Source organism: Corynebacterium faecium (assembly GCF_027257105.1).
Lineage (GTDB): Bacteria > Actinomycetota > Actinomycetes > Mycobacteriales > Mycobacteriaceae > Corynebacterium > Corynebacterium lehmanniae.
The window spans coordinates 64,859-86,579 of sequence record NZ_JAPYJX010000009.1 but is presented as its reverse complement, the minus strand read 5'-3'; the positions used below and the strand labels follow the sequence as shown (position 1 = coordinate 86,579).

Annotated in this window: 18 protein-coding genes; 12 read left to right on the top strand and 6 right to left on the bottom strand. The window is 66.5% G+C overall.

The window, feature by feature from the left end:
- The first annotated feature begins 2 nt into the window (after positions 1 to 2).
- The 11 genes from O5O53_RS10875 to O5O53_RS10825 all read left to right on the top strand — a co-directional run bounded on the left by O5O53_RS10875 (position 3) and on the right by O5O53_RS10825 (position 11,710).
- Positions 3 to 791, top strand: a complete 789-nt coding sequence (locus O5O53_RS10875) for a DUF6779 domain-containing protein (protein WP_269511955.1) — start codon at positions 3 to 5, stop codon at positions 789 to 791.
- The gene (locus O5O53_RS10870) at positions 792 to 1,493 is read left to right on the top strand and encodes a 6PGD fold domain-containing protein (protein WP_269511954.1); all 702 of its coding nucleotides are present in this window, start codon (positions 792 to 794) and stop codon (positions 1,491 to 1,493) included.
- Positions 1,494 to 2,285 (top strand): pantoate--beta-alanine ligase, encoded by a 792-nt coding sequence (locus O5O53_RS10865; RefSeq protein WP_269511953.1) that lies wholly within the window; start codon positions 1,494 to 1,496, stop codon positions 2,283 to 2,285. It begins immediately after the preceding gene.
- A gap of 20 nt (positions 2,286 to 2,305) precedes the next feature.
- Positions 2,306 to 3,562: a protein kinase family protein gene (locus O5O53_RS10860; protein ID WP_269511952.1), complete on the top strand. Its 1,257-nt coding sequence runs from the start codon at positions 2,306 to 2,308 to the stop codon at positions 3,560 to 3,562.
- 16 nt (positions 3,563 to 3,578) lie between these two features.
- A complete protein-coding gene (lysS, locus tag O5O53_RS10855; protein WP_239306362.1) occupies positions 3,579 to 5,090 on the top strand; it encodes a lysine--tRNA ligase in 1,512 nt (503 codons plus the stop codon).
- Positions 5,091 to 5,103: 13 nt separating this feature from the next.
- Positions 5,104 to 5,421, top strand: a complete 318-nt coding sequence (locus O5O53_RS10850) for an NINE protein (RefSeq protein WP_269511951.1) — start codon at positions 5,104 to 5,106, stop codon at positions 5,419 to 5,421.
- An 82-nt stretch (positions 5,422 to 5,503) separates the two neighbouring features.
- Positions 5,504 to 7,561: a glucose PTS transporter subunit IIA gene (locus O5O53_RS10845; RefSeq protein WP_269511950.1), complete on the top strand. Its 2,058-nt coding sequence runs from the start codon at positions 5,504 to 5,506 to the stop codon at positions 7,559 to 7,561.
- Complete coding sequence (gene ptsP / locus O5O53_RS10840) at positions 7,554 to 9,245, top strand: phosphoenolpyruvate--protein phosphotransferase (RefSeq protein ID WP_269511949.1); 1,692 nt, start codon at positions 7,554 to 7,556, stop codon at positions 9,243 to 9,245. The genes O5O53_RS10845 and ptsP overlap by 8 nt, the downstream gene beginning before the upstream one ends.
- Complete coding sequence (locus O5O53_RS10835) at positions 9,143 to 9,541, top strand: CHY zinc finger protein (RefSeq protein ID WP_367616748.1); 399 nt, start codon at positions 9,143 to 9,145, stop codon at positions 9,539 to 9,541. Before ptsP ends, O5O53_RS10835 begins: the two co-directional genes overlap by 103 nt.
- A 58-nt stretch (positions 9,542 to 9,599) precedes the next feature.
- Entirely contained in the window at positions 9,600 to 10,001 is a 402-nt protein-coding gene (locus tag O5O53_RS10830; protein ID WP_437177860.1) for a putative PEP-binding protein, read from the top strand.
- A 140-nt stretch (positions 10,002 to 10,141) separates the two neighbouring features.
- Positions 10,142 to 11,710, top strand: coding sequence for a YfcC family protein (locus O5O53_RS10825; RefSeq protein WP_269511948.1), 1,569 nt, complete (start codon positions 10,142 to 10,144; stop codon positions 11,708 to 11,710).
- A 747-nt stretch (positions 11,711 to 12,457) separates the two neighbouring features.
- On the opposite strand, the gene arcC is transcribed toward O5O53_RS10825, so the two are convergent.
- The 5 genes from arcC to pyrR form a co-directional block, all read right to left on the bottom strand.
- Entirely contained in the window at positions 12,458 to 13,396 is a 939-nt protein-coding gene (gene arcC / locus O5O53_RS10820) for a carbamate kinase (protein WP_269511947.1), read from the bottom strand.
- 10 nt (positions 13,397 to 13,406) lie between these two features.
- Complete coding sequence (gene argF, locus O5O53_RS10815; protein ID WP_269511946.1) at positions 13,407 to 14,402, bottom strand: ornithine carbamoyltransferase; 996 nt, start codon at positions 14,400 to 14,402, stop codon at positions 13,407 to 13,409.
- Between the two features lie 116 nt (positions 14,403 to 14,518).
- A complete protein-coding gene (locus O5O53_RS10810) occupies positions 14,519 to 15,805 on the bottom strand; it encodes a dihydroorotase (protein WP_269511945.1) in 1,287 nt (428 codons plus the stop codon).
- A 24-nt stretch (positions 15,806 to 15,829) separates the two neighbouring features.
- Positions 15,830 to 16,765, bottom strand: coding sequence for an aspartate carbamoyltransferase catalytic subunit (locus O5O53_RS10805; RefSeq protein WP_269511943.1), 936 nt, complete (start codon positions 16,763 to 16,765; stop codon positions 15,830 to 15,832).
- 5 nt (positions 16,766 to 16,770) lie between these two features.
- Positions 16,771 to 17,304 (bottom strand): bifunctional pyr operon transcriptional regulator/uracil phosphoribosyltransferase PyrR, encoded by a 534-nt coding sequence (gene pyrR, locus O5O53_RS10800; protein ID WP_437177859.1) that lies wholly within the window; start codon positions 17,302 to 17,304, stop codon positions 16,771 to 16,773.
- Between the two features lie 259 nt (positions 17,305 to 17,563).
- Here pyrR and O5O53_RS10795 point away from each other — a divergent pair, with 259 nt between their 5' ends.
- Complete coding sequence (locus O5O53_RS10795) at positions 17,564 to 20,302, top strand: ATP-dependent Clp protease ATP-binding subunit (RefSeq protein WP_269511942.1); 2,739 nt, start codon at positions 17,564 to 17,566, stop codon at positions 20,300 to 20,302.
- Here O5O53_RS10795 and O5O53_RS10790 read toward each other — a convergent pair.
- Positions 20,236 to 21,636, bottom strand: coding sequence for an alpha/beta fold hydrolase (locus tag O5O53_RS10790; protein ID WP_269511941.1), 1,401 nt, complete (start codon positions 21,634 to 21,636; stop codon positions 20,236 to 20,238). The genes O5O53_RS10795 and O5O53_RS10790 overlap by 67 nt on opposite strands.
- Between the last annotated feature and the right edge of the window lie 85 nt (positions 21,637 to 21,721).

Genomic DNA, 21,721 nt, shown 5'->3' with positions numbered 1-21,721 from the left:
GCATGAGTGCCCAGAATGCGTCCCCAGACCGCGCGAGCCTGTGGGTCATCGTGCCTTTTGTGGTCGCTGTCATCGGCACCGTGGTCATGCTGTTCACCAACTCCGCTAACGCGCTGAAGATCGCGCTGATCTTCGCGCTGTGGGCTGGCGCCGCCGGGATCCTGATCAACTCCAAGGTGCGCCGGGACCGCGACGCCGCCACCTCCGAGGCTGCGGCCGCCGAGCAGCGCATCCAGGAACAGGAGCGGCGCCACCAGGAAGAGCTGGAGGCCAAGACCGCGCCGTCCGTGGACGTGAAGACGCTGCGCGAGCTGCAGGAGCAGATCCAGGCGCTGCGCGCTCAGCTGGAGGAGCTCAACGGCCGAGTCTTCGAGTACGAGCCCGCCGCTGTGCAGGCCCGCGCCCGCCGCATCAGCGAGTTGGAGTCGAAGAAGGAGCCAGAACCAGAGCCAACCCCGGAACCCGCCCCGGAGCCGAAGCCGCAGCCGGCGCAAAGCCCGTCCACGGACGACACCGTCGTGATCAGCCGCGTGCGCCCCTCCCGCCCGACCGGTGCGCCGAGCTCGGACGCGATCGCGGGCCGCATCGGCACCCAGCCGTCGGCCCGCCCGGCGCGCAACCCGCTGTCCGACCTGATCAGCGAACGGGAGGCGGAAAAGGCGAAGCCAGAGCCAACCCCGGAACCAACCCCCGAGCCGCAGCCTGAGCGCCGTTCTGGCCGCCGCCGCGCCGATGAGCGTGGAGACGGCGCGGTTTCCGTGGCTGAGCTGCTCGCCCGCCAGGGGAAGTAAATGCCGCCTCGCCTGCTGGTGGGGGCGGTGTTCGGCGTCTCGCCGCTCGCGGAGCGCTTCGAGCGCGCCGGCCACACGGTGCGCGCGCTGGACATCGAGCAAGACCCCGGCGCGGTCACGCACGTGGATCTTGTGCTTCTCGACGGCCCGTCGGCCGACATCCGCACCGCCTGCGAAATACTGGCCGACCACGCCCGCCCGCGGCAGATGTTCCTGCACACCGCGCTGGACGAAGGCCAGCAGCTGCTCGACGACGTGGAGGTCGCCCAGGCGATCACCATGTGCGCCCACAACATCTTCGACAACGTGTGGGTGACCTCGGCGGCCGACGAACTCGGCGAGACGGTGGTGGGTCTGCTTATCGCGGAGATCGGCGGAGTGAGCTTGCGCATTGACGACGACGCGCGCCCCGCGATCGCCGCCGCCCAGGAGCTGCGGGCGATGGAGGCCGTCATCCGCGACGACGCGCAGGCGATCCTCGCCGATGCGGTGCCGGGGTTCGACGCCGTGGCGCAGCAGTTCCTTCTCGCCCCGCCGGCGACGCGAAGCGCCCACGACACGCAGCACCTGGAGAAGCTCGTCGCCGCGTTGCCGGATCCTGGCGTTCGCCGCCTGTTTGTGGATCTGGTGCGCAGGCGCGGCGAGGTGGACCAGGACACCGACACCGAGTTGTGGGTGATTCAGAAATACGAGGGAGGATAAATGGCTTTCGAACCAGGCCAGGCAGTGGTGGTCACCGACGAGCGGATGCTGGCCACCTACGGCCGCGCGTTCCGCAAGATCGGCAAGTCTGTGGTTGTGGTGCCGCTGGGCACGGACATCCACGGCGGGCACGTGGAGCTCATCCGCGCGGCGAAGTCGCTGCTCGGCTCCTACGTGGTGGTCACGTTCTCGGGCAAAGAAGTCCCTGGGGTCTTCGCCCGGGAGAAGGTGGACGTGGTCTTCCACGGCGAGCTGGCAACGTCGGTGCGCGTGGATTCCGGCGTGGAGCCGCTGGAGGATCCACAGCTCACGCAAGCAGCAGTCGCGCGGATCCTCGCCGCGATCAACGCCACCCACGCCACGGACGTGGTGCTGGGGGAGAAGGACTTCGAGGTGCTGGTGGCAACCCAGTACGCGGTGTCCGGGCTGCGCATGGAGTGCAAGCTCCACAGCGTACCCACGGTGCGAACCCCCGATGGGCTGGCGCTGTCGAACAGGAACGCGCTTGTTGCCGTCGATAAGCGGGATGCTGCTCTCGCGCTCTCGGCCGCGCTCACAGCCGGGGCGCACGCCGCGGAGCACGGAAAGGCCAAAGTCCTGGAGACCGCGCGCGGTGTCCTCGAGGCCGCCGGTGTGGCCCCGACGTACCTTGAGCTGCGCGACCTGGCCATGCGCGAGGCGCCCGAGGAGGGTGACGCGCGGCTTTTGGGCGCTGTGGATTTGGGCGGGGTGCACCTGACGGACAATGTGGGTCTGCCGCTGGGGGTCGGCTTCAAACACGTCGAAGCATGACACCCGGTAGACTCACGCGCATGTCCAACGCCACCATCGCCGGAATGCTCGCAGAACGCTTCGGGTTCACCTTCACCCCGGAGCAGGTTGAACAGACCGGGAGCACCGAGACGTCCACGCTCTACACCGCCACCGACGACACAGGCCACGGTGTGGAAGTAGAAGTCTTCGACACCGCCGTGGATTCCGCGATCGGCGATGAAGTCAACACCCTCAACTCGCGCCTTGCGCTGGCGGCGCACCCGGGCGCGTTCCAGCCGCGCAGCGTGGGCACCACCGAGGACGGCAAGCTGTTCGTCCTGCGCGAGGCACCCACCGGCACCCCGCTGTCGGACCTGATCGCGGAGAAGGGCGCGACGTTCACCCCGCAGGAGGTGCGCGACCTGCTCGCGCCGGTGGCGGAGGCGATCGACGACTACGACCTGAAGGGCCTGGCCGGCTTCGTCTCGCGCTCCATCACTCCGGAGCGCCTCTTGGTGCAGCCGCAGTGGTCCACCACCCCGGTCAAGCTCACCCTGGTAGGGCCGAGCACCGACCCGGCGCAAAGCGACGAGGCGGCGGCGAAGGGCAACGTGGAAGAGTTCGCCAACGTGGTCGCGCTGATGACTGGCGACGAACCGCGCTCCGGCGCGCGGACCTGCGCTGGCGTGCTGGAGACCGCCCCTGCCGAGCATGTGGCTATTGAATCCCCCGACCAGTCCGTGGCGCCGCGCCCGCAGGACGGCTACCGCAAGCCGCCGGAGCCCTACGCCTACGGCACCGACGGCAACTACGTGCGCACGGTCCCGACGAAGCAGAAGAAGACTGCGCCGTGGCCGTGGATCATCGCCATCCTCGCGCTGCTGCTCATCGCGCTGGCTGCGCTGTGGTACTGGAGCACCCACCGCGGCGAGGACTGGGCCGGCGCGGAGGCGCAGATCGCGCAGGACTACCCGAAGGTCGTCTCCGAGCGTTCGGGCCAGAAGGGTTGGAAGGAGCTGGTCTGCGAGCCGGGTTCGCTGGACATCGACCAGGTGGGCAAGATCCGCTGCGCCAACGATGAGCTCGGCGTTTCCGTCGCCCAGTACGCCTCCGAGTCCGACCGCGACGATGCGGTGCCGGACCCGAGCGAGGCCGTGGTGCTCGGCTCCGGCGAGTGCACGATTTACTCCTACGAGCTGCCGGACGCGAACCCGCCGGCGTATGTGATGACGCCGCAGGACAAGCCGGAGTACCTGTTCATCGTCAACGGTTTCGACGCGGAGAACCAGCGACTGGACCTCCCGGTGTGCGAATAAGCTACGATTATTCGCCGTGACTACGCAGGACTTTTCAGAGCAGCAGCAAATCCGCCGGGAGAAGAGGCAGAGGCTTATCGACGAAGGGCGGGACGCCTACCCCGTCGAAGTCGATCGCACGACGTCTCTGAAAGACTTGCGCGCTAAGTACGACGGCACGCTGGAGCCCGGCGAGGAAACCCAGGACGAGGTCGCCGTCGCTGGCCGCATCATGTTCCAGCGCAACACCGGCAAGCTGTGCTTTGCCACCCTGCAGGAAGGCGACGGCACCCAGCTGCAGGTCATGCTCTCCCTGGCTGAGGTCGGCGAAGAAGCGCTGGCGCAGTGGAAGGCCGACACCGACCTGGGCGACATCGTCTCCGTGCGCGGCCGCGTCATCGCCTCCAAGCGCGGCGAGCTGTCCGTGATGGCGAAGTCCTGGCATATGGCGTCGAAGGCGCTCAACCCGCTGCCGGTGGCGTTCGCGGACATGAACGAGGAGCAGCGGGTGCGCCGCCGCTACACCGACCTGATCATGCGCGAGGACGCGCGCACCAACGCCATGACCCGCATCAAGGTCATCGCGGCGGTGCGCAAGTACCTCACGGGCCTGGACTTCGTGGAGATTGAGACGCCGATGCTGCAGACGCTGCACGGCGGCGCCGCGGCACGTCCGTTTGTCACCCGCTCCAACGCGCTGGACATCGACCTGTACCTGCGCATCGCGCCGGAGCTCTACCTCAAGAGGGCTGTGGTCGGCGGCATCGAGCGCGTCTTCGAGATCAACAGGAACTTCCGCAACGAGGGCGTGGATTCCTCCCACTCCCCGGAGTTCACCATGCTGGAGACCTACCAGGCGTGGGGCACCTACAAGGACGGCGCGGCCACCATGAAGGGCCTTGTGCAGTTCTGCGCCGAGGAAGTTTTCGGCTCTCAGAAGGTCACGCTCGCGGACGGCACGGAGTACGACTTCGGCGGCGAGTGGAAGGTTCTGGAGATGTACCCGAGCCTGAACGAGGCGCTGCAGCGTAAGTTCCCGGGCCAGCCGGAAGTGACCATCGACACCGACGTGGACACGCTCAAGGGCATTGCGGAAACCATCGGCCTGAAGGTGCCGGAGAACGCCGGCTGGCTGCACGGCAAGCTGGTGGAGGAGATCTGGGAGGAGCTGTGCTCCGACCAGCTCTACGAGCCGACCTTCGTGGTCAACTTCCCGGTGGAGACCTCGCCGCTGACTCGCGACCACCGAAGCCAAAAGGGTGTGACCGAGAAGTTCGACCTGTACGTGCGCGGCTTCGAGCTGGCCACCGGCTACTCCGAGCTGGTGGACCCGGTGATCCAGCGCGAGCGCTTCGAGGACCAGGCGCGCCTGGCCAGCGCCGGCGACGACGAAGCGATGCAGCTTGACGAGGACTTCCTCGCCGCGATGGAGCAGGGCATGCCGCCGACAGCCGGCTGCGGCATGGGCGTGGACCGCCTGCTGATGGCCCTGACCGGCCTGGGTATCCGCGAGACGGTCCTCTTCCCGATGGTGAAGCCGGAAGCATAGAAGCGGATACGCCGTGAGTGTGACCCCGTACCCCAACTACCCGGGAGACCAGGGTGGGAAACCGCTCATCGAGCCGCACAAGAGCAAGACCACCGCGGCGCTGCTGTTTTTCTTCCTCGGAATCTTTGGGGCGGGCAATTTCTACCTCAACCAGTACGCGCGCGGCGCGTGCAAGGTGTTCCTACTTCTGCTTGCTTTGCCGCTGGCGTGGATGTTTGTCGGGCAACTCATTTTGTTTGTCTCAAGCACGTGGGTGCTAGTGGAATTTATTTTCGTGCTTGTCGGCGTGGACGGCTATGACAGAGACAGCCGGGGTATCCCGCTGAAGTAACAACTATCCGCAGTTGTGCGTGGTGGTTATAACCAACTAACGTTTGATGCGATCAATCTTTGTGGTTGAAAGGAGCATCAGCATGGCAACCACCAAGGCGAGCCTGCAGGATCAGGCCGCCGACATCCTCGCCGGCATCGGCGGGGCGGAAAACATCGCGTCCATGACGCACTGCGCGACACGTTTGCGCTTCGAGCTTTACGACGCTTCCCTGGCCGACAAGGACCGACTGGAAGCAAACCCCAAGGTCATGGGTGCCGTCCCGCAGGGCGGCAACCACTACCAGGTGATCGTCGGCGGCGACGTGGCCACCGTGTACAACGCCATGAACAAGCTGCCCGAGCTGGCCGGGCGCGACCTGTCCAACGAGGACCTCAAAGCCCAGCAGCGCGACAAGGCCAAGGGCAAGGTCCCTTGGCTGGACGCGTTCTTCGAGTACCTCTCCGACTCCTTCCGCCCTATTCTGGGTGTGCTGCTCGGTGCGTCGCTGATCATCGCGTTCGCCGCGGTGCTGGACGCGTTCGAACTGGTGAACTTCCACGCGGAAGTGAAGAGCCCGGGCTGGCAGTTCGTGGACGCCATGTGGAACTCCGTGTTCTTCTTCCTGCCGGTGGCGGTGGCCTACAACGCGGGCAAGAAGCTGGACATCGACCCGTGGGTGCCGGCCGCGATCATGCTGGCGCTGTTCACCCCGAACTTCATGGAACTGGCCGACCACCCCGAAGCGCGCGTGGTGGAGCTCTTCGGCGAGCCGACCGATGTTGTCGACGTTTTCGGCATGCCCATGATCCATAACGGCTACGACGGCAACGTCTTCGTGCCGCTGATCATGGCCGCGGTCGCTGCGTTGCTTTATAAGGGGCTGCAGAAAATCATCCCCTCCGCGGTGCACATGGTCTTCGTGCCGTTTTTGACGCTGCTAGTGATGATCCCGGTCACCGCGTTCCTCATCGGCCCGTTCGGTTACCTGCTCGGCGCCTGGATCGGCACCGGCCTTGCCTGGATGAACGGCAACGCGCCGTTCGTATTCGCCCTGCTGATTCCGATGCTGTACCCGTTCCTCGTGCCGCTGGGGCTGCACTGGCCGCTCAACGCGCTGATGCTGGTCAACATTGACACGCTCGGCTACGACTTCATCCAGGGTCCGATGGGCGCGTGGAACTTCGCCTGCTTCGGCGCCACCGCCGCGGTGCTCGCGCTGTCCATCCGCGACCACGACCCGCTCATGCGCCAGACGTCCGGTTCCGCGCTCGCCGCGGGCCTGCTCGGCGGAATCTCCGAGCCGTCGCTCTACGGCATCCACCTGCGTTACAAGAAGATCTACCCGCGCATGCTTGTGGGCTGCTTCGCCGGCGGCCTGACCATCGCGATCCTGGGTACCCCGTTCGGTGGCGTGAAGACGAACGCGTTCGTGTTCACTTCGCTGCCGACCATGTTCGTGTTCGACCCGAAGTGGGTCTACATGCTCGCCATCGCGGTGGCCTTCTTCACCGCGTTCTTCATCATCCTGATCACGGACTACCGCACCCCGGAGGAGAAGGCGGAGGCGCTCGCCCGCGCCGCTGCCGCTCGCAACGCCGACGAGGCCGAGGAGGCTGAGCTGGTCGAGGACGAGGTCACGGCCACGGATGACCCGGCGAAGCTGACGTCGGCAAGCGATGCGGATGCCACTGTGCTCGCGCCCGTTGCGGGCGAGGTTGTTGCGATGGAAGCGCTTTCGGACGCCGCGTTTGCCTCCGGCGCCCTCGGCCAGGCCGTCGGCATCACACCCGAAAACACCAAGCTCACCGTGGTCGCCCCGGCGGCCGGCAAGGTGATTTCCGTAGCCAAGACGGGTCACGCCTACGGCATCAAGACCGATAATGGTGTGGAGCTGCTCGTCCACATCGGCGTGGACACCGTCAAGCTCGGCGGCGAGGGTTTCACCCCGCTGGCGGAGAAGAAGCAGATGGTCAACGCGGGCGACCCGCTGGCGGAGGTTGACTTCGCCGCAATCGCCGGCCACGGCGTGGACACGACGGTTATCACTACAGTGGTGAACTCGAAGAAGCTCGGTGGCGTCAATGACGTTGCGGACGGCACGGTCGCCGCCGGCGATCCTATTCTCGAGGTCACAACTGAGGTGAACACGAATGTCTAACCGCACCGTCCTGCACGGCATCGGCGTTTCGGCCGGCACCGCGTCCGGCCCGATCGCCGTAGTCACGCCCGCAGTGGGCATCGACGAGCACGAGCCCGCCTCCACAGATCCGGAGGCCGACAGCGAGCGCATTCGCGCTGTGCTTAACGACGTCGCGGCGTCGCTTTCCGCACGCGCCGAGCACGCCAACTCGGACTCGGCGAAAGCCGTGATGGATGCGACGGCTTCCTTGGCAACCGACAAGGGCTTAATCCGCGGCATCGACAAGGAGCTGAAGAAGGGCACCGGCCCGACGAAGGCGATCCACGACGCGGTGGAGCTCTACGCCAACAAGCTGCGCAAAATCGGCGGCTTCATGGCCGAGCGCGTCACCGACCTCTACGACATCCGCGACCGCGCCACCGCGCGCCTGCGCGGCCTGCCGGAGCCGGGAATCCCGGACCTGACTGAGTCGTCCATCCTGATCGCGCACGACCTCGCGCCGGCGGAGACGGCGACGCTGGACAAGAACCTGGTGCTCGGCATCGTCACCGAGGCGGGCGGTGCGACGTCCCACACCGCCATCCTGGCGGCGCAGCTGGGCATCCCGTGTGCCGTGCAGGTCAAGGGCATCGCGGAGGCGACTGTGGACGCACCGCTGGTCGCCCTCGACGGCGGCGTCGGCGAAGTGATCGTCGCGCCGAACGCATCCGACGTGGACGAGCTCGAGGAACGCTCCCGCCGCCGCGCGGCTGCCCTGGCCGGTTCCTCCGGCGAGGGCGCGACCCGCGACGGCTACAAGGTGAAGCTGCTGGCCAATACCGGCACCGCCGAGGACGCGCAGAAGGCAGCCGGCTACGACCTCGAGGGCTCCGGCCTGTTCCGCTCCGAGTTCCTCTTCCTCGACCGCGACGCAGCGCCCAGCCTGGAGGAGCAGACCGAGACTTACACGAAGGTGCTCGAGGGCTTCGGCAACCGCCGCGTGGTGGTGCGCACCCTGGATGCCGGCGCGGACAAGCCGCTGTCGTTCGCGGACCTCGGCGAAGAAGAAAACCCCGCCCTGGGCCGCCGCGGCCTGCGCCTCTCGCAGGCACGTGAAGACCTCCTTGCCACGCAGCTGGAGGCGCTTGCAAGCGCAGCTCACAACGTCCCCGACTCCGAGCTGTGGGTCATGGCCCCGATGGTCGCCACCGTGGAAGAAGCCAATTGGTTCGCTGAGCGCGCCCGCGGCGCGGGACTGAAGAAGGTCGGCGTGATGGTGGAAACCCCGGCGGCCGCCATCCGCGCCGGGCAGGTGCTGGAAGAGGTGGACTTCGCCTCCATCGGCACCAACGACCTGTCGCAGTACACGATGGCCGCGGACCGCATGCAGGGCGAACTCGCTGAGCTGCTCTCGCCGTGGCAGCCCGCGGTGCTGTCCATGATCCGCGAGACCTGTCGCGGCGGCGAGGCCACCGGCAAGCCGGTCGGCGTGTGCGGCGAGGCGGGCGGCGACCCGCTGATGGCCCTGGTGCTGGTGGGCCTCGGCGTGAAGTCCCTGTCGATGGCCCCAGGCAAGGTCAACGCCGTGCGCGCGGCACTGCGCCTGCACGACTTCGACACCTGCCGTCAAATGGCCAACTTCGCCGTCGACGCCCGCACCGCGAAGATCGCACGCGAGGCCGTGCTGAACCTCGCCGATCCGGTGCTGAAGGATCTGCTCTGATCCACGGAATCGACGTCGATGGGCAAGGACGTTGCGCTCACTGGCACTCCGAGCGCGACGTTGTTGCCAACACGTGCGGCGAATGCGAGAAACTGTGGGCCTGCTCGCTATGCCACGACGAGTTGGCCGATCACGGTTTCGTGCCCGTCGATAGGCAACTGCCCTCCGTGATGTGCGGCGCGTGCGGGCGCATGATGACGCATGCCGAATACGGAGCGTCCTGTCCCTCGTGCGGGCACCCTTTCAACCCCGGCTGCAAGGCCCACGAGGATGTGTATTTCCGGCCTGTTCGCTAAGGGCGAACATCGCCACGGATTCCGAGGCGCAGTACGAGCGGATGAAGGGCAAGCTGCCTTGACCGCCGAACAGCTCCTGGGTGCGGCGGACATCGCCTCCATCGGCACGAACGGCCTGTCCCAGTACACGATGGCCGCCGACCGCATGCAGGGCGAGCTCGCCCCGCTGCTGTCCGTGTGGCAACCCGCCGTGCTCGCTATGATCCGCGCCGCCGCCGAGGGTGGCCGGGCCGCCGGCAAGCCAGTCGGGGTGTGCGGGGAGGCGGGCGGGGACCCGCTTGCAGCTCTGGTGTTGGTGGGGCTCGGGGTGGCGTCGCTAAGCATGGCGCCCTCCAGAATCGGGCCGGTGCGGGCCGCGCTCTGCGGGCACGACCTGGATACGTGCCGCGAGATGGCGCGCCGGGCCCTCGCCGCGCCCACGGCGGCGCAGGCCCGCGACGCAGCGCACGACCTGCTCTGATACCCGAGGGCAATTGCTGTAAGAATAATCACCCTCTCGCGATGCCTGTGGCGCATGGTGGCGGGTTTACACTTATTCCTGTACCGACCACGCGCCTGGGACGTTCGCCTCGGGCGCCTAGCCAGGGAAGGACTAACACCGTGACCACGGCAGTTCCCCAGCAACAGGCCCCGGAGAAGAAGAAGAAGAAGAAATTCGAGTTCCCGTCGGCCTTCACCATTCTCTTTTTCCTCACCGTCATCGCGGTGCTCTGTACCTGGTGGGTGCCAGCCGGCTCCTACTCCAAGGTGGAGTACAACGAGGGCGCCGGCGACTTCGTCGTCACCGCGCCGAGCGGCGAAACCAGCGACATGCCCGCCACCCAGGAAACCCTGGACCAGCTGGGCGTGCCGATCAACATCGACAGCTTCACCGGCGGGGACATCACCAAACCCGTCTCCATCCCCGGCACCTACGAGCACGTTGACCCGAACCACGCCGGCTTTATGGACATCCCGCTCAGCATGGTGCGCGGCACCATCGAGGGCGTGGACATCATCGTGTTCATCCTGGTGCTCGGCGGCCTCATCGGCGTAGTGCGCGCAACCGGGGCGTTCGAATCCGGCTTGTTCGCGCTGACCAAGAAGACGAAGGGCCGCGAGTTCATTCTCGTCGCCGCGGTGTCGATCCTCATGGTAATGGGCGGCTCCTTCTGCGGCCTCGAGGAGGAGGCGGTGGCGTTTTACCCCATCCTCGCCCCCATCTTCATCTCGCTCGGCTTCGACGCGATCATTGTGGTTGGCTCGGTGTTCCTCGCCGGCTCCATCGGCTCGGCATTCTCCACCATCAACCCGTTCTCGGTCATCATCGCCTCCAACTCCGCGGGCATTAAGTTCACCGAGGGTATCGGCTGGCGTGTCGCCGGCGCGGTGGTGGGCGCGATCGTGGTGATTGCCTACCTGTACTGGTACGCCAAGAAGATTAAGAAGGACCCCTCGGCCTCCATCACCTACGAGGACCGCGAGAAGTTCAACGCGCAGTGGCAGCTCGACACCGCGGAGGAGGACATCCGGCCGTTCGACCTGAAGCAGAAGGTCATCCTGATCCTCTTCGCCGCGGCCTTCCCCATCATGGTGTGGGGCGTGATGAGCCAGAGCTGGTGGTTCCCCACCATGGCAGCGTCCTTCCTCATCATCGCGATCATCATCATGATCCTGTCGCTGTTTGGCAAGCACAAGCTCAGCGAGGGCGAGGTAGTTGAGTCCTTCTCGCAGGGCGCTTCCGAGATGGTGGGCGTGGCCCTGATCATCGGCCTCGCCCGCGGCATCAACTTGGTCCTCAACGAGGGCATGATCTCCGACACCATGCTCGACGCTGCCACCCGCCTCGTCTCCGGCATGCACGGCCCCGTGTTCATCCTGATGCTGATGGTGGTGTTCTTCTTCCTCGGCTTCGTGGTGCCCTCGTCCTCCGGCCTCGCCGTGCTGGCGATGCCGATCATCGCCCCGCTCGCGGACTCCGTGGGCATCCCCCGCTTCATCGCCGTGTCCGCCTACAACTGGGGCCAGTACGCGATGCTCTTCATCGCCCCGACCGGCCTGGTTATGGCCACGCTGCAGATGCTGCATATCAAGTACTCCCACTGGTTGAAGTTCGTCTGGCCGATGGTGGTGTTCATGATCGTCTTCGGCGGCGCGATGCTTGTCGCGCAGGTGCTCATCTACAGCTAGGGCCGGCGCCCTCCCCCCGCCCTCGGCGGGGCAGGGAGTGGTTCACGGAGACGTACCGGCTACCGTCGCCGTAGATGAAGTGGAGGTGCGACGCCTCCCGAACGATGCGCAGGTAGCCGTCCGTCACCAGTGAATGGCACGCGGAACACAGGGGCAGCAGATTCTCCAGATCTGTGTGGCCCCGTTTTTCCATTCCTTAACGTGGTGGACCTCGATGAAGCGTGTGTGCGTGCACCCCCCGGCGCTCGGCACGCCGATGTTGTTGGGCAAGTAGGCGTGGCCAGGGTGATTTTCGGGGTGGTGCGGGCGATGGGAACGATGCCCGTCAGCGCCTGCACCAGCTTCCGGCCGATCGGCAGACCGTACCCGGATACCGTCTGCCGCGGAGCGCACGCCGCCTCCGCCGCCCAGTAGCTCGTCGTCCCCGTTGTACGCGATCTCCCCGATCTTTAACGCCGCCGGTAGTACCCGGGTTGCTTCTCGACGTCCTACCCGCCGGTCTCGCCGTACACGGTCAGCGCAATCTCGAGCTCGTGGTAGCCCAGCTCCCGCTCGTTGTCATTATAAAAATGCTTCCCACTGGATTTCTACCAGCAGAAACGGCGCCTATAACGTGCGTGTTTTTTGCCCCCCTCCGCGCGTCAAGCCTCCGCATTGCGGACAAGTTGGTGCGCGCCAACTATTTGGCCACGAAAAACGGGGCGCGGAACCTGGAAAGGTTCCGTGCCCCGCGATCGGGCGGCGGGCTTAGCTCTTGATGGAGGTGCCCACGGTGCCGTTCAGGGCCTCGCCGGCGTTCTCCAGCGAGGTGATGATGGCGGTCCGCCCGGCGCTGCCCTCGACGTAGGAGACGCACGCCTCCACCTTGGGAAGCATGGAGCCGGGGGCGAACTGGCCGTCCGCCATGTGCTGCTTGGCCTCGTCGACGGTGATCTCGGTCAGGTCGCGCTGCTCGGGCGTGTTGAAGTTGACTGCCACGTTCGCCACGGCCGTGAGGATGATCAGGTGGCTCGCGCCAACTTGGTCAGCCATGATCGCGGCGGAGCGGTCCTTGTCAATCACGGCGGGCACGCCCTCGAAGCCGCCGCCGTCGCGGCGGACAACGGGGATGCCGCCGCCGCCCGTGGAGATAACCACTGCGCCTGCGTTGACGAGCGAGGTGATGGCCTCGCCCTCGACGATCTCCGTCGGCTGCGGCGACGCCACAACCCAGCGCCAGCCGCGGCCGGAGTCCTCCACGTACGTCTCGCCGGTCTCCTCCATGAGGCGCTTCGCGTCCTCCTCGGAGTAGAAGGAGCCGACGGGTTTGTTCGGGTTGTTGAAGGCCGGGTCATCGGCCTGAACTAGTGTCTGGGTGATCAGCGACGCCACGGGCTTGGCAATGTCCCGCTTGCGGAGCTCGTTTTCCAGCGCCTGCTGCAGGTGGTAGCCGATGTAGCCCTGGCTCATGGCGGAGCACTCGGGGAACGGGATCTCCGGCGTGCCGCCGACCTTCTCGGCCGAATTGTCGGTGGCAACCTTGATCATGCCCACCTGGGGGCCGTTGCCGTGGGTGATGATCACCTCGTGGCCGCCTTCGATGAGGTCGACCAGCGCGGTGGCGGTGCCCTGGATCAGCTCGAGCTGCTCATGGGGCGAGTTGCCCAAGGCGTTCCCGCCGAGGGCGACAACCAAACGGTGTCCCATGTTGATTCTCCTAGCTGAGGGTGGCGTACATGACGGCCTTGATGGTGTGCATGCGGTTCTCGGCCTCGTCGAAAACCTTGGACTGCGCGGACTCGAAGACCTCGTCGGAGACCTCCATCTCGGACACGCCGAACTTCTCGGCGATGTCGGCGCCGATGGTGGTCTTCGTGTCGTGGAAGGAGGGCAGGCAGTGCATGAAGATGGCGTCGTCGGCGGCCTTGGCCATGACGTCCTTGGTAACGCGGTAGGGCTCGAGGAGCTTGATGCGGGACTCCCAGATGTCGTCGGGCTCGCCCATGGACACCCAGATGTCGGTGTAGATCACGTGCGCGCCGGTGGCGGCCGCGTCCACGTCCTCGGTCAGGGTGACGGAGCCGCCGTTCTCAGCGGCAATCTCCTTGCACTGCTCCACCAGCTCGGCCTCGGGCATCTGCTCCTGCGGGCCGCAGGCGACGAAGTCCAGGCCCAGCTTGGCGCAGACGACCATGAGCGAGTTGGCCACGTTGTTCTGGGCGTCGCCCATGAACACGAACTTGAGGCCCTTGAGGCCCTGCGGGAAGTTCTCCTCCACCGTGAGCATGTCCGCGATCATCTGGGTGGGGTGGAACTCCGTGGTCAGGCCGTTCCACACCGGCACGCCGGCGTTGGCGGCCAGGTCCTCGACGATCTCCTGGGCGAAGCCACGGTACTCGATGCCGTCGTACATCCGGCCGAGCACGCGGGCGGTGTCCTCGATGGATTCCTTCTTGCCCATCTGCGAGGAGCCCGGGTCCAGGTAGGTCACGCCCATGCCCAGGTCCATGCCGGCGACCTCGAAGGCGCAGCGGGTGCGGGTGGAGGTCTTCTCAAAGAGCAGGACGATGTTCTTGCCCTCAAGGTAGCGGTGCGGGGTGCCGGTGAGCTTCAGATTCTTGAACTCTTTGGAGAGCTTGATCAGGTAGCGGATTTCATCGGGGGTGAAGTCGAGCAACTTGGTGAAGTTGCGGCCGCTGAGGCTGACAGGCATTGGAAACTCCTTTTCGCGTTGGGAAGGGACGGTGGGAATTCCATCCACTGCCGATGGTAGCGCCGGGGCGGCTGCTTGTTCTATGCCCAACGCGTATGACAATTATCACCGTTTGCTTATCGACGATCCCCAGCGAACGTCACCTCGCCCCGCAACACCGTCGCGGCGACGCGGGTGCTGAAGGTGTGGCCGCGGTACGGCGTGTTGCTGGACTTGGAGGCGAAGCCGGCCTCGTCCACCGCCCACGTGTCGTCCTCGTTGACCAGGGTCAGGTTGGCCGGCTCGCCCTCGGCGATGGGCCGGCCCTGGTCGGCGAGGCGGGTGATCTCGGCGGGGCGCTCGGACATGACCTTGGCCACCCAGCGCCAGTCGGCGAGGCCGCCCTTGACAAAGATCTCGGCGATGATGGCCAGGGAGGTCTCCATGCCCAGCATGCCCGGGCGGGCGAGCTCGAACTCGCATGCCTTGTCCTCGGGGGTGTGGGGTGCGTGGTCGGTGGCGACGACGTCCACGGTGCCGTCGAGAAGCGCCCTGCGCAACGCCTCCACATCGGTCTCCTCGCGCAGCGGCGGGTTGACGCGGTAGGTGCCGTCGTAGGTGTCCAGCAGGTCGTCGGAGAGCAGGAGGTGGTGCGGGGTTACCTCGGCGGTGATGTCCGCGCCCTGCTGCTTGCCCCATGCGATCAGCTCGACGGAGCCGGCGGTGGAGGCGTGGCAGAAGTGGACGCGGCCGTGGTAGTCGCGGGCAAGCAGGATGTCGCGGGCCACGATGGACTCCTCGGCGGCACGTGGCCAGCCGCCCAGGCCGAGGCGGCCAGCGTTCTCGCCCTCGTGGGCGCTGGCCCCCTCGGTCAGGCGCGGCTCCTCGCAGTGCTGGGCCAGCAACACGTCGGTACCGCGGGCGTACTCGATGGCGCGGCGCATGACGCGCGGGTTGTCGACGCACTTGCCGTCGTCGGAGAACATGCGCACCTTGGCGTCGGAGCGGGCCATGAGGCCGAACTCGGTGAGCGTCTCGCCCTCTAGGCCCTTGGTAATGGCGCCCACCGGGTGCACGTCGCACAGGCCCACCTGCTGGCCCTTGTGCCAGATGGCCTCGGAGATCACCGGGGAATCATTCACCGGGGTGGTGTTCGCCATGGCGAACACGGCAGTGAACCCGCCGCGCGCGGCGGCGCGGGAGCCGGTCTCGATGGTCTCGGCGTCTTCGCCGCCGGGCTCGCGCAGGTGCACGTGCATGTCCACCAGGCCCGGCAGGAGCACGGCGCCCTTGCCGTCGAGCGCGGAATCCGCCTGGGCGTCCGCGCCCGCGTTGACGGAGGCGATCACGCCGTTTTCCACCAGCACGTTAACCGGCTCGCCCTCGCCGTAGGGGCGGACGTTGGTGATGAGCAGGGAAGTCATGGAAGTCGTCCTTTCGCGGCCCGGTTAGGCCAGATCCTCGTTGGCAAGAAGGGTGTAGAGCACGGCCATGCGGGCGTGCACGCCGGTGGTCACCTGCTGCAGCACGGTGGACTTGTCCTGGTCCGGCACCACGTAGTCCATCTCCATGCCGCGCAGCATCGGGCCGGGGTGCATGACAATCGCGCCGGGCTTCATCGCGGCGGAGCGCTCCTCGTTCATGCCGAAGAGCGCGGAGTACTCGCGGTTGGACGGGAAGAAGCCGCCCAGCATGCGCTCGGCCTGCACGCGCAGCATCATCACCACGTCCGCGTCGGGCAGTTCGGCGTCGAAGTCGGCGGAGGTGCGCACCGGCCAGTTCTCCACGCCCACCGGCAACAGGGTCGGCGGCGCCACGAGCACCACCTCCGCGCCGAGGGTGGACAACAGGTCCACGTTGGAGCGCACCACGCGCGAGTGCAGGCAGTCGCCGCAGATGACAACCTTCTTGCCGGCAACGTCCCCGATGCGCGAGCGCATGGTTACCGCGTCCAGCAGGGCCTGGGTGGGGTGCTGGTGGCGGCCGTCGCCGGCGTTGATCACGCTCGGGCCCTTGCCGCCCGGGGCGACAACCTCGGCCAGGTGCTGGGGCGCGCCGGAGAGCGGGTGGCGGATGATGATCGCGTCGGCGCCCAGCGCCTTCAGCGTCAGGCCCGTGTCCCGCAGGGACTCGCCCTTCTTCACCGAGGAGGTGGAGGCGGCGATGTTCATCATGTTGGCCGACAGCGCCTTGCCCGCGGCCTCGAAGGAGGAGCGGGTGCGCGTGGAGTTCTCGTAGAAGAGGTTGAACACCATGCGGCCGCGCAGCGTGGGCAGCTGGGGCACAGAGCGGCCCTCGAGCGACTCGCGGAAGCGGTCGGCGGTGTCCATCAGGGCGACGATCTCGTCCTTGGACAGGTCAGAAATGCTCAGGAGGTGCTTCACGCTTCTTACGCTTCCTTTCGAGTGAGGATGACCGAGTCGCCGCCGTCAATCTCTTCCAGCAGCACAGCGACCTTTTCTTCGGTGGAGGTGGGCAGGTTCTTGCCCACGTAGTCCGCCCGAATTGGCAGCTCGCGGTGGCCGCGGTCCACCAGGACCGCCAGTTGGATGCGCGCGGGGCGGCCCAGGTCGCGCAGGCTGTCGAGCGCGGCGCGGATGGTGCGGCCGGAGTACAGCACGTCGTCCACCAGCACAACGGTGGCGCCGTCGATCCCCTCGTCGGGGATGGAGGTGGGCTGCAGCGCGCGGTGCGGGCGTCCGCGCAGGTCATCACGGTAAAGCGTGGTGTCAAGAGAGCCGGAGGGGATTGTCTTTCCCCCGTACTGCTCGATCTTGGTGGCGAGGCGCTTCGCCAAGGGAACGCCACCGGAGGGGATTCCCAGGAGGACAACGCGGTCAGCGTCCGCGGTCTTCTCAATGATCTGGTGCGAAATGCGGTCGAGCGTGCGGTTGATATCCGCAGCGTCCATGAGTTCGCTCATTATTCTGCTCCTTCTCCGCGTCAGTGCGCGGTTCTTAAAGGATCTGTTGTGGCACCCTTTCGGGCTGGGGGAGACGGTAGCACAAAGCGGGGCATTTTTGCTTTTCGACGGCCGTTCGCTACCAGCAAACACCGGGTCTGAGCAGGAAAAAGGGGGCGTCGGCAAGCAAAGGCCCAAAAAGGCGGGAAGTCGTGTGGAACCCGCGCGTTATGGTGGGGGACAATTCGTTTAGGAACCGCATTGCAAAGGGGTCTGCCACATGTTCGAGAGGTTCACGGACCGCGCCCGTCGCGTCATCGTCCTTGCACAGGAGGAGGCGCGCGAGCTCAACCACAATTACATGGGCACCGAGCACATCCTGCTCGGCCTGATCAAGGAGGGCGAGGGCGTCGCAGCGAAGGCGCTCGAGTCCATGGGCATCAACCTCGACGACGTGCGCCGCGAGGTCATCGACATTATCGGCCACGGCACCCAGCCGGTGACCGGCCACATCCCGTTCACCCCGCGCGCGAAGAAGGTGCTGGAGCTTTCCCTGCGCGAGGGCCTGCAGATGGGCCACAAGTACATCGGCACCGAGTTCCTGCTGCTCGGCCTCATCCGTGAGGGCGACGGCGTGGCAGCACAGGTGCTGATCAAGCTCGGCGCGGATCTTCCGCGCGTGCGCCAGCAGGTTATCCAGCTGCTGTCCGGCTACGAGGGCGGCGAGGGCCAGAACCCGGAGTCCCCGCAGCAGAACCAGCCGGGCTTCGCGGGTGCGGGCGCGGGTCCGCGCGCTGGCGGCGGCCCGCAGGGCGGCGAGCGCTCCAACTCGCTGGTGCTGGACCAGTTCGGTCGCAACCTCACCGCAGCCGCGAAGGAAGGCAAGCTCGACCCAGTTGTCGGCCGCGACAAGGAGATCGAGCGCGTCATGCAGGTGCTGTCGCGCCGCACCAAGAACAACCCGGTGCTCATCGGCGAGCCCGGTGTGGGTAAGACCGCCGTGGTGGAGGGCCTTGCCCTGGACATCGCCAATGGCAAGGTCCCGGAGACGCTGAAGGACAAGCAGGTCTACTCCCTGGATCTGGGCTCCCTGGTTGCGGGTTCCCGCTACCGCGGCGACTTCGAGGAGCGCCTGAAGAAGGTGCTCAAGGAGATTAACCAGCGCGGCGACATCATCCTGTTCATCGACGAGATCCACACCCTCGTCGGCGCAGGTGCCGCCGAAGGCGCCATCGACGCGGCGTCGCTTTTGAAGCCGAAGCTGGCGCGCGGCGAGCTCCAGACCATCGGCGCGACCACGCTGGACGAGTACCGCAAGCACATCGAGAAGGACGCGGCCCTCGAGCGCCGCTTCCAGCCGGTGCAGGTGGACGAGCCGTCCGTGGAAGACACCGTGCAGATCCTCAAGGGCCTGCGCGACCGCTACGAGGCACACCACCGCGTGTCCTACACCGACGACGCGCTCAAGGCTGCCGCGGCGTTGTCGGACCGCTACATCAACGACCGCTTCCTGCCGGACAAGGCCGTCGACCTGCTCGACGAGGCCGGTGCCCGCATGCGCATCAAACGCATGACCGCACCGGAGGACCTGCGTGAGGTGGACGACCGCATCTCCGAGGTGCGCAAGGAAAAGGAAGCGGCGATCGACGCCCAGGACTTCGAAAAGGCCGCCGGCCTGCGCGACACCGAGCGCAAGCTGGGGGAGGAGCGCTCCGCCAAGGAGAAGAAGTGGCGCTCCGACGACCTGGAGGAAATCGCCGAGGTCGGCGAGGACCAGATCGCGGACGTGCTGGCCAACTGGACTGGCATCCCGGTGTTCAAGCTCACCGAAAGCGAGTCCAGCCGTCTCCTCCACATGGAAGACGAGCTGCACAAGCGCATCATCGGCCAGGACGAGGCAGTCAAGGCCGTCTCCCGCTCCATCCGCCGCACCCGTGCCGGCCTGAAGGACCCGAACCGTCCGTCCGGCTCCTTCATCTTCGCCGGCCCGTCCGGTGTGGGTAAGACGGAGCTGTCCAAGGCGCTCGCCGAGTTCCTCTTCGGCGACGACGACTCCCTGATCCAGGTGGACATGGGCGAGTTCCACGACCGCTTCACCGCCTCGCGCCTCTTCGGCGCCCCTCCGGGATACGTCGGCTACGAAGAGGGCGGCCAGCTCACCGAGAAGGTGCGCCGCAAGCCGTTTAGCGTGGTGCTTTTCGACGAGATCGAAAAGGCGCACAAGGAGATCTACAACACGCTTCTCCAGGTACTCGAAGAGGGCCACGTCACCGACGGCCAGGGCCGCAACGTGGACTTCAAGAACACGGTGCTGATCTTCACCTCGAACCTGGGCACGTCCGACATCTCCAAGCCGGTCGGCCTGGGCTTCACCGGCGACACCGCCGCGGATTCCGATGCGCAGTACGAGCGCATGAAGGGCAAGGTCCACGACGAGCTGAAGAAGCACTTCCGCCCCGAGTTCTTGAACCGCATCGACGAGATCGTGGTGTTCAAGCAGCTCAGCCAGGACGAGATTGTCAAGATGGTGGATCTGCTCATCGGCCGCGTGGACAAGAACCTGGCCGCGCAGGATATGGGCATCGAGCTGACCGAGAACGCGAAGAACCTGCTCGCGGTCCGCGGCTTCGACCCGGTGTTGGGCGCCCGCCCGCTGCGCCGCACGATCCAGCGCGAGATCGAAGACATCCTGTCGGAGAAGATCCTGTTCGGCGAGATCGGCGCCGGCGAGATCATCACCGTGGACGTCGAGGGCTGGGACGGCGACGTTGAGTCCGCGCGCAAGGAGCGTGGCAAGGCCGCGCCGGACGCGAAGTTCACCTTCACCCCGCGCCCGCGCCCGCTGCCGGCCGAGGCCTTCGACGTGGAGCCGGAGGACGAAGTCCGCGACATCGAGCCGGAGCGCACCCAGCCGGAGTCCGAGGCCTCAGAGTTCCCGGATGAGCGCGAAGATCAGAAGGGCAACGACGGCAAGGACGGTAGCGACGGCAACGAGGGCAACGGCCCCGAGCCGGTGTAAGCCCACAAGCCCAGGGCGCCGAGGATTGCGACAACGATCGCAGTGATCTCCACGGCGTTGAGCCCCTCGACCACCTCATACTCGGGGTGGTCGGAGGGGCACACCTGTTTCATGGGCTTGCCCTTGAAGCGGTCGGACAGCCAGTCCGAGACGTTGCCCGTCTGCAGCACCAGCGGCAGCGCGTGGCCGGAACCCGGCGCGCGCGGGGTGAGCTCGCGGCGGCCGGACGACAAGGGCTGCGTCGGCGACCCCGGCACCACCACGCGCCGGTACTCCACATCGGCGCCGATCGCGCAGTAGTCCTCGGCCAACTGGGTGGCCTGCGGCTCCGGGACGAGGTCGTCGTCCGGGTTGGTCAGCACCATAATCGGGGCGTTCGGCTTCACCTTGCCCAACTTGTTGCGCTCGAGGTACTTGCCAATCCGCTCGTCTTCCTCCGCAATCTCCGCGAAGGTCTTGCCGTCGACGAAGATGTCGCCCGTGATCTTCGGGGCGCGCATCGACGCGTCCACCACGCACGACGTTTTCAGATCCTCCAACAGTTTCTTGCCGTCGTCGGTGAGGTACTCCTGGATGGCGTCGCGGAACTCGGGGTAGGTCTCCGAGTAGCTGGCGGCGGCGAAGCCCGCCACGGCGGTGAGCATCGACGCGGATGCCTGCTGCAGCACGGCCAACGGGTCGGCCGGGGGAGCGCCGGCAAACGTCCCCACCACGTTGAGCTCCGGGGCATAGTCGCCGACGAGCTCCGCGGCCGCGGCAGCCGCACCGCCGCCCTGAGAGTAGCCCCAGAACGCCACCTTCTCGCCGCGTTTGGACACGGCGCGGGCGGCATCGATGACCGCGCGGCCCTGGTCGACGCGGTTGAGGTAGGTGTGCAGGCCGTCGGTGCCCAGCCCCATGTAGTCGGTGACGACCACGCGGTAACCGTCGTCGAGAAGCATCTGCACCATAGGTGCCTCGTAGTTGATGTTCACCGTGCCGTCGAGGCCGAGCGAAGACAGCATGGAGGACGCCGCCGACGGCGCGCACTGGTCGCCCAGGCCGCGCGTGCCCGGAGCGAGAACAACCAGGCCCTTCGCAAACGGACGGTCGTACAACGCGCCGGTGACCGGCACTTTCTCGCCGCGTTCGTTGACGGAGGTGTAGCGGATGCGTTTGCCGTTGGACCCCAGCACCCGCTTCTTCGCGTCGAGCTTGCCGGCAGTGCCACCCGCCGCGCCGTCAAACGATTGCGAAGACAGCTCCGGTATGGACGACAACGATGACGCGTCGCGGACCACATCCCTCGTGGACGAGCCAACCGACGACAACGACGACAGGGACTCCGCGCTCAAATCCTCAGCGTGCGCAGATGGACAAATCAGGAGCGGGACAGCAAAAAGACACCACCGTTTACGCATATGAAGCAGTGTAAGCTCC

Excerpts from the sequence above, each read along its gene's own strand:
- O5O53_RS10875 (WP_269511955.1), top strand. The coding sequence starts at position 3 with ATGAGTGCCCAGAATGCGTCCCCAGACCGCGCGAGCCTGTGGGTCATC.
- O5O53_RS10870 (WP_269511954.1), top strand. The coding sequence starts at position 792 with ATGCCGCCTCGCCTGCTGGTGGGGGCGGTGTTCGGCGTCTCGCCGCTC.
- O5O53_RS10865 (WP_269511953.1), top strand. The coding sequence starts at position 1,494 with ATGGCTTTCGAACCAGGCCAGGCAGTGGTGGTCACCGACGAGCGGATG.
- O5O53_RS10860 (WP_269511952.1), top strand. The coding sequence starts at position 2,306 with ATGTCCAACGCCACCATCGCCGGAATGCTCGCAGAACGCTTCGGGTTC.
- O5O53_RS10845 (WP_269511950.1), top strand. The coding sequence starts at position 5,504 with ATGGCAACCACCAAGGCGAGCCTGCAGGATCAGGCCGCCGACATCCTC.
- ptsP (WP_269511949.1), top strand. The coding sequence starts at position 7,554 with ATGTCTAACCGCACCGTCCTGCACGGCATCGGCGTTTCGGCCGGCACC.
- arcC (WP_269511947.1), bottom strand. The coding sequence starts at position 13,396 with ATGGGACACCGTTTGGTTGTCGCCCTCGGCGGGAACGCCTTGGGCAAC.
- argF (WP_269511946.1), bottom strand. The coding sequence starts at position 14,402 with ATGCCTGTCAGCCTCAGCGGCCGCAACTTCACCAAGTTGCTCGACTTC.
- O5O53_RS10810 (WP_269511945.1), bottom strand. The coding sequence starts at position 15,805 with ATGACTTCCCTGCTCATCACCAACGTCCGCCCCTACGGCGAGGGCGAG.
- pyrR (WP_437177859.1), bottom strand. The coding sequence starts at position 17,304 with ATGAGCGAACTCATGGACGCTGCGGATATCAACCGCACGCTCGACCGC.
- O5O53_RS10795 (WP_269511942.1), top strand. The coding sequence starts at position 17,564 with ATGTTCGAGAGGTTCACGGACCGCGCCCGTCGCGTCATCGTCCTTGCA.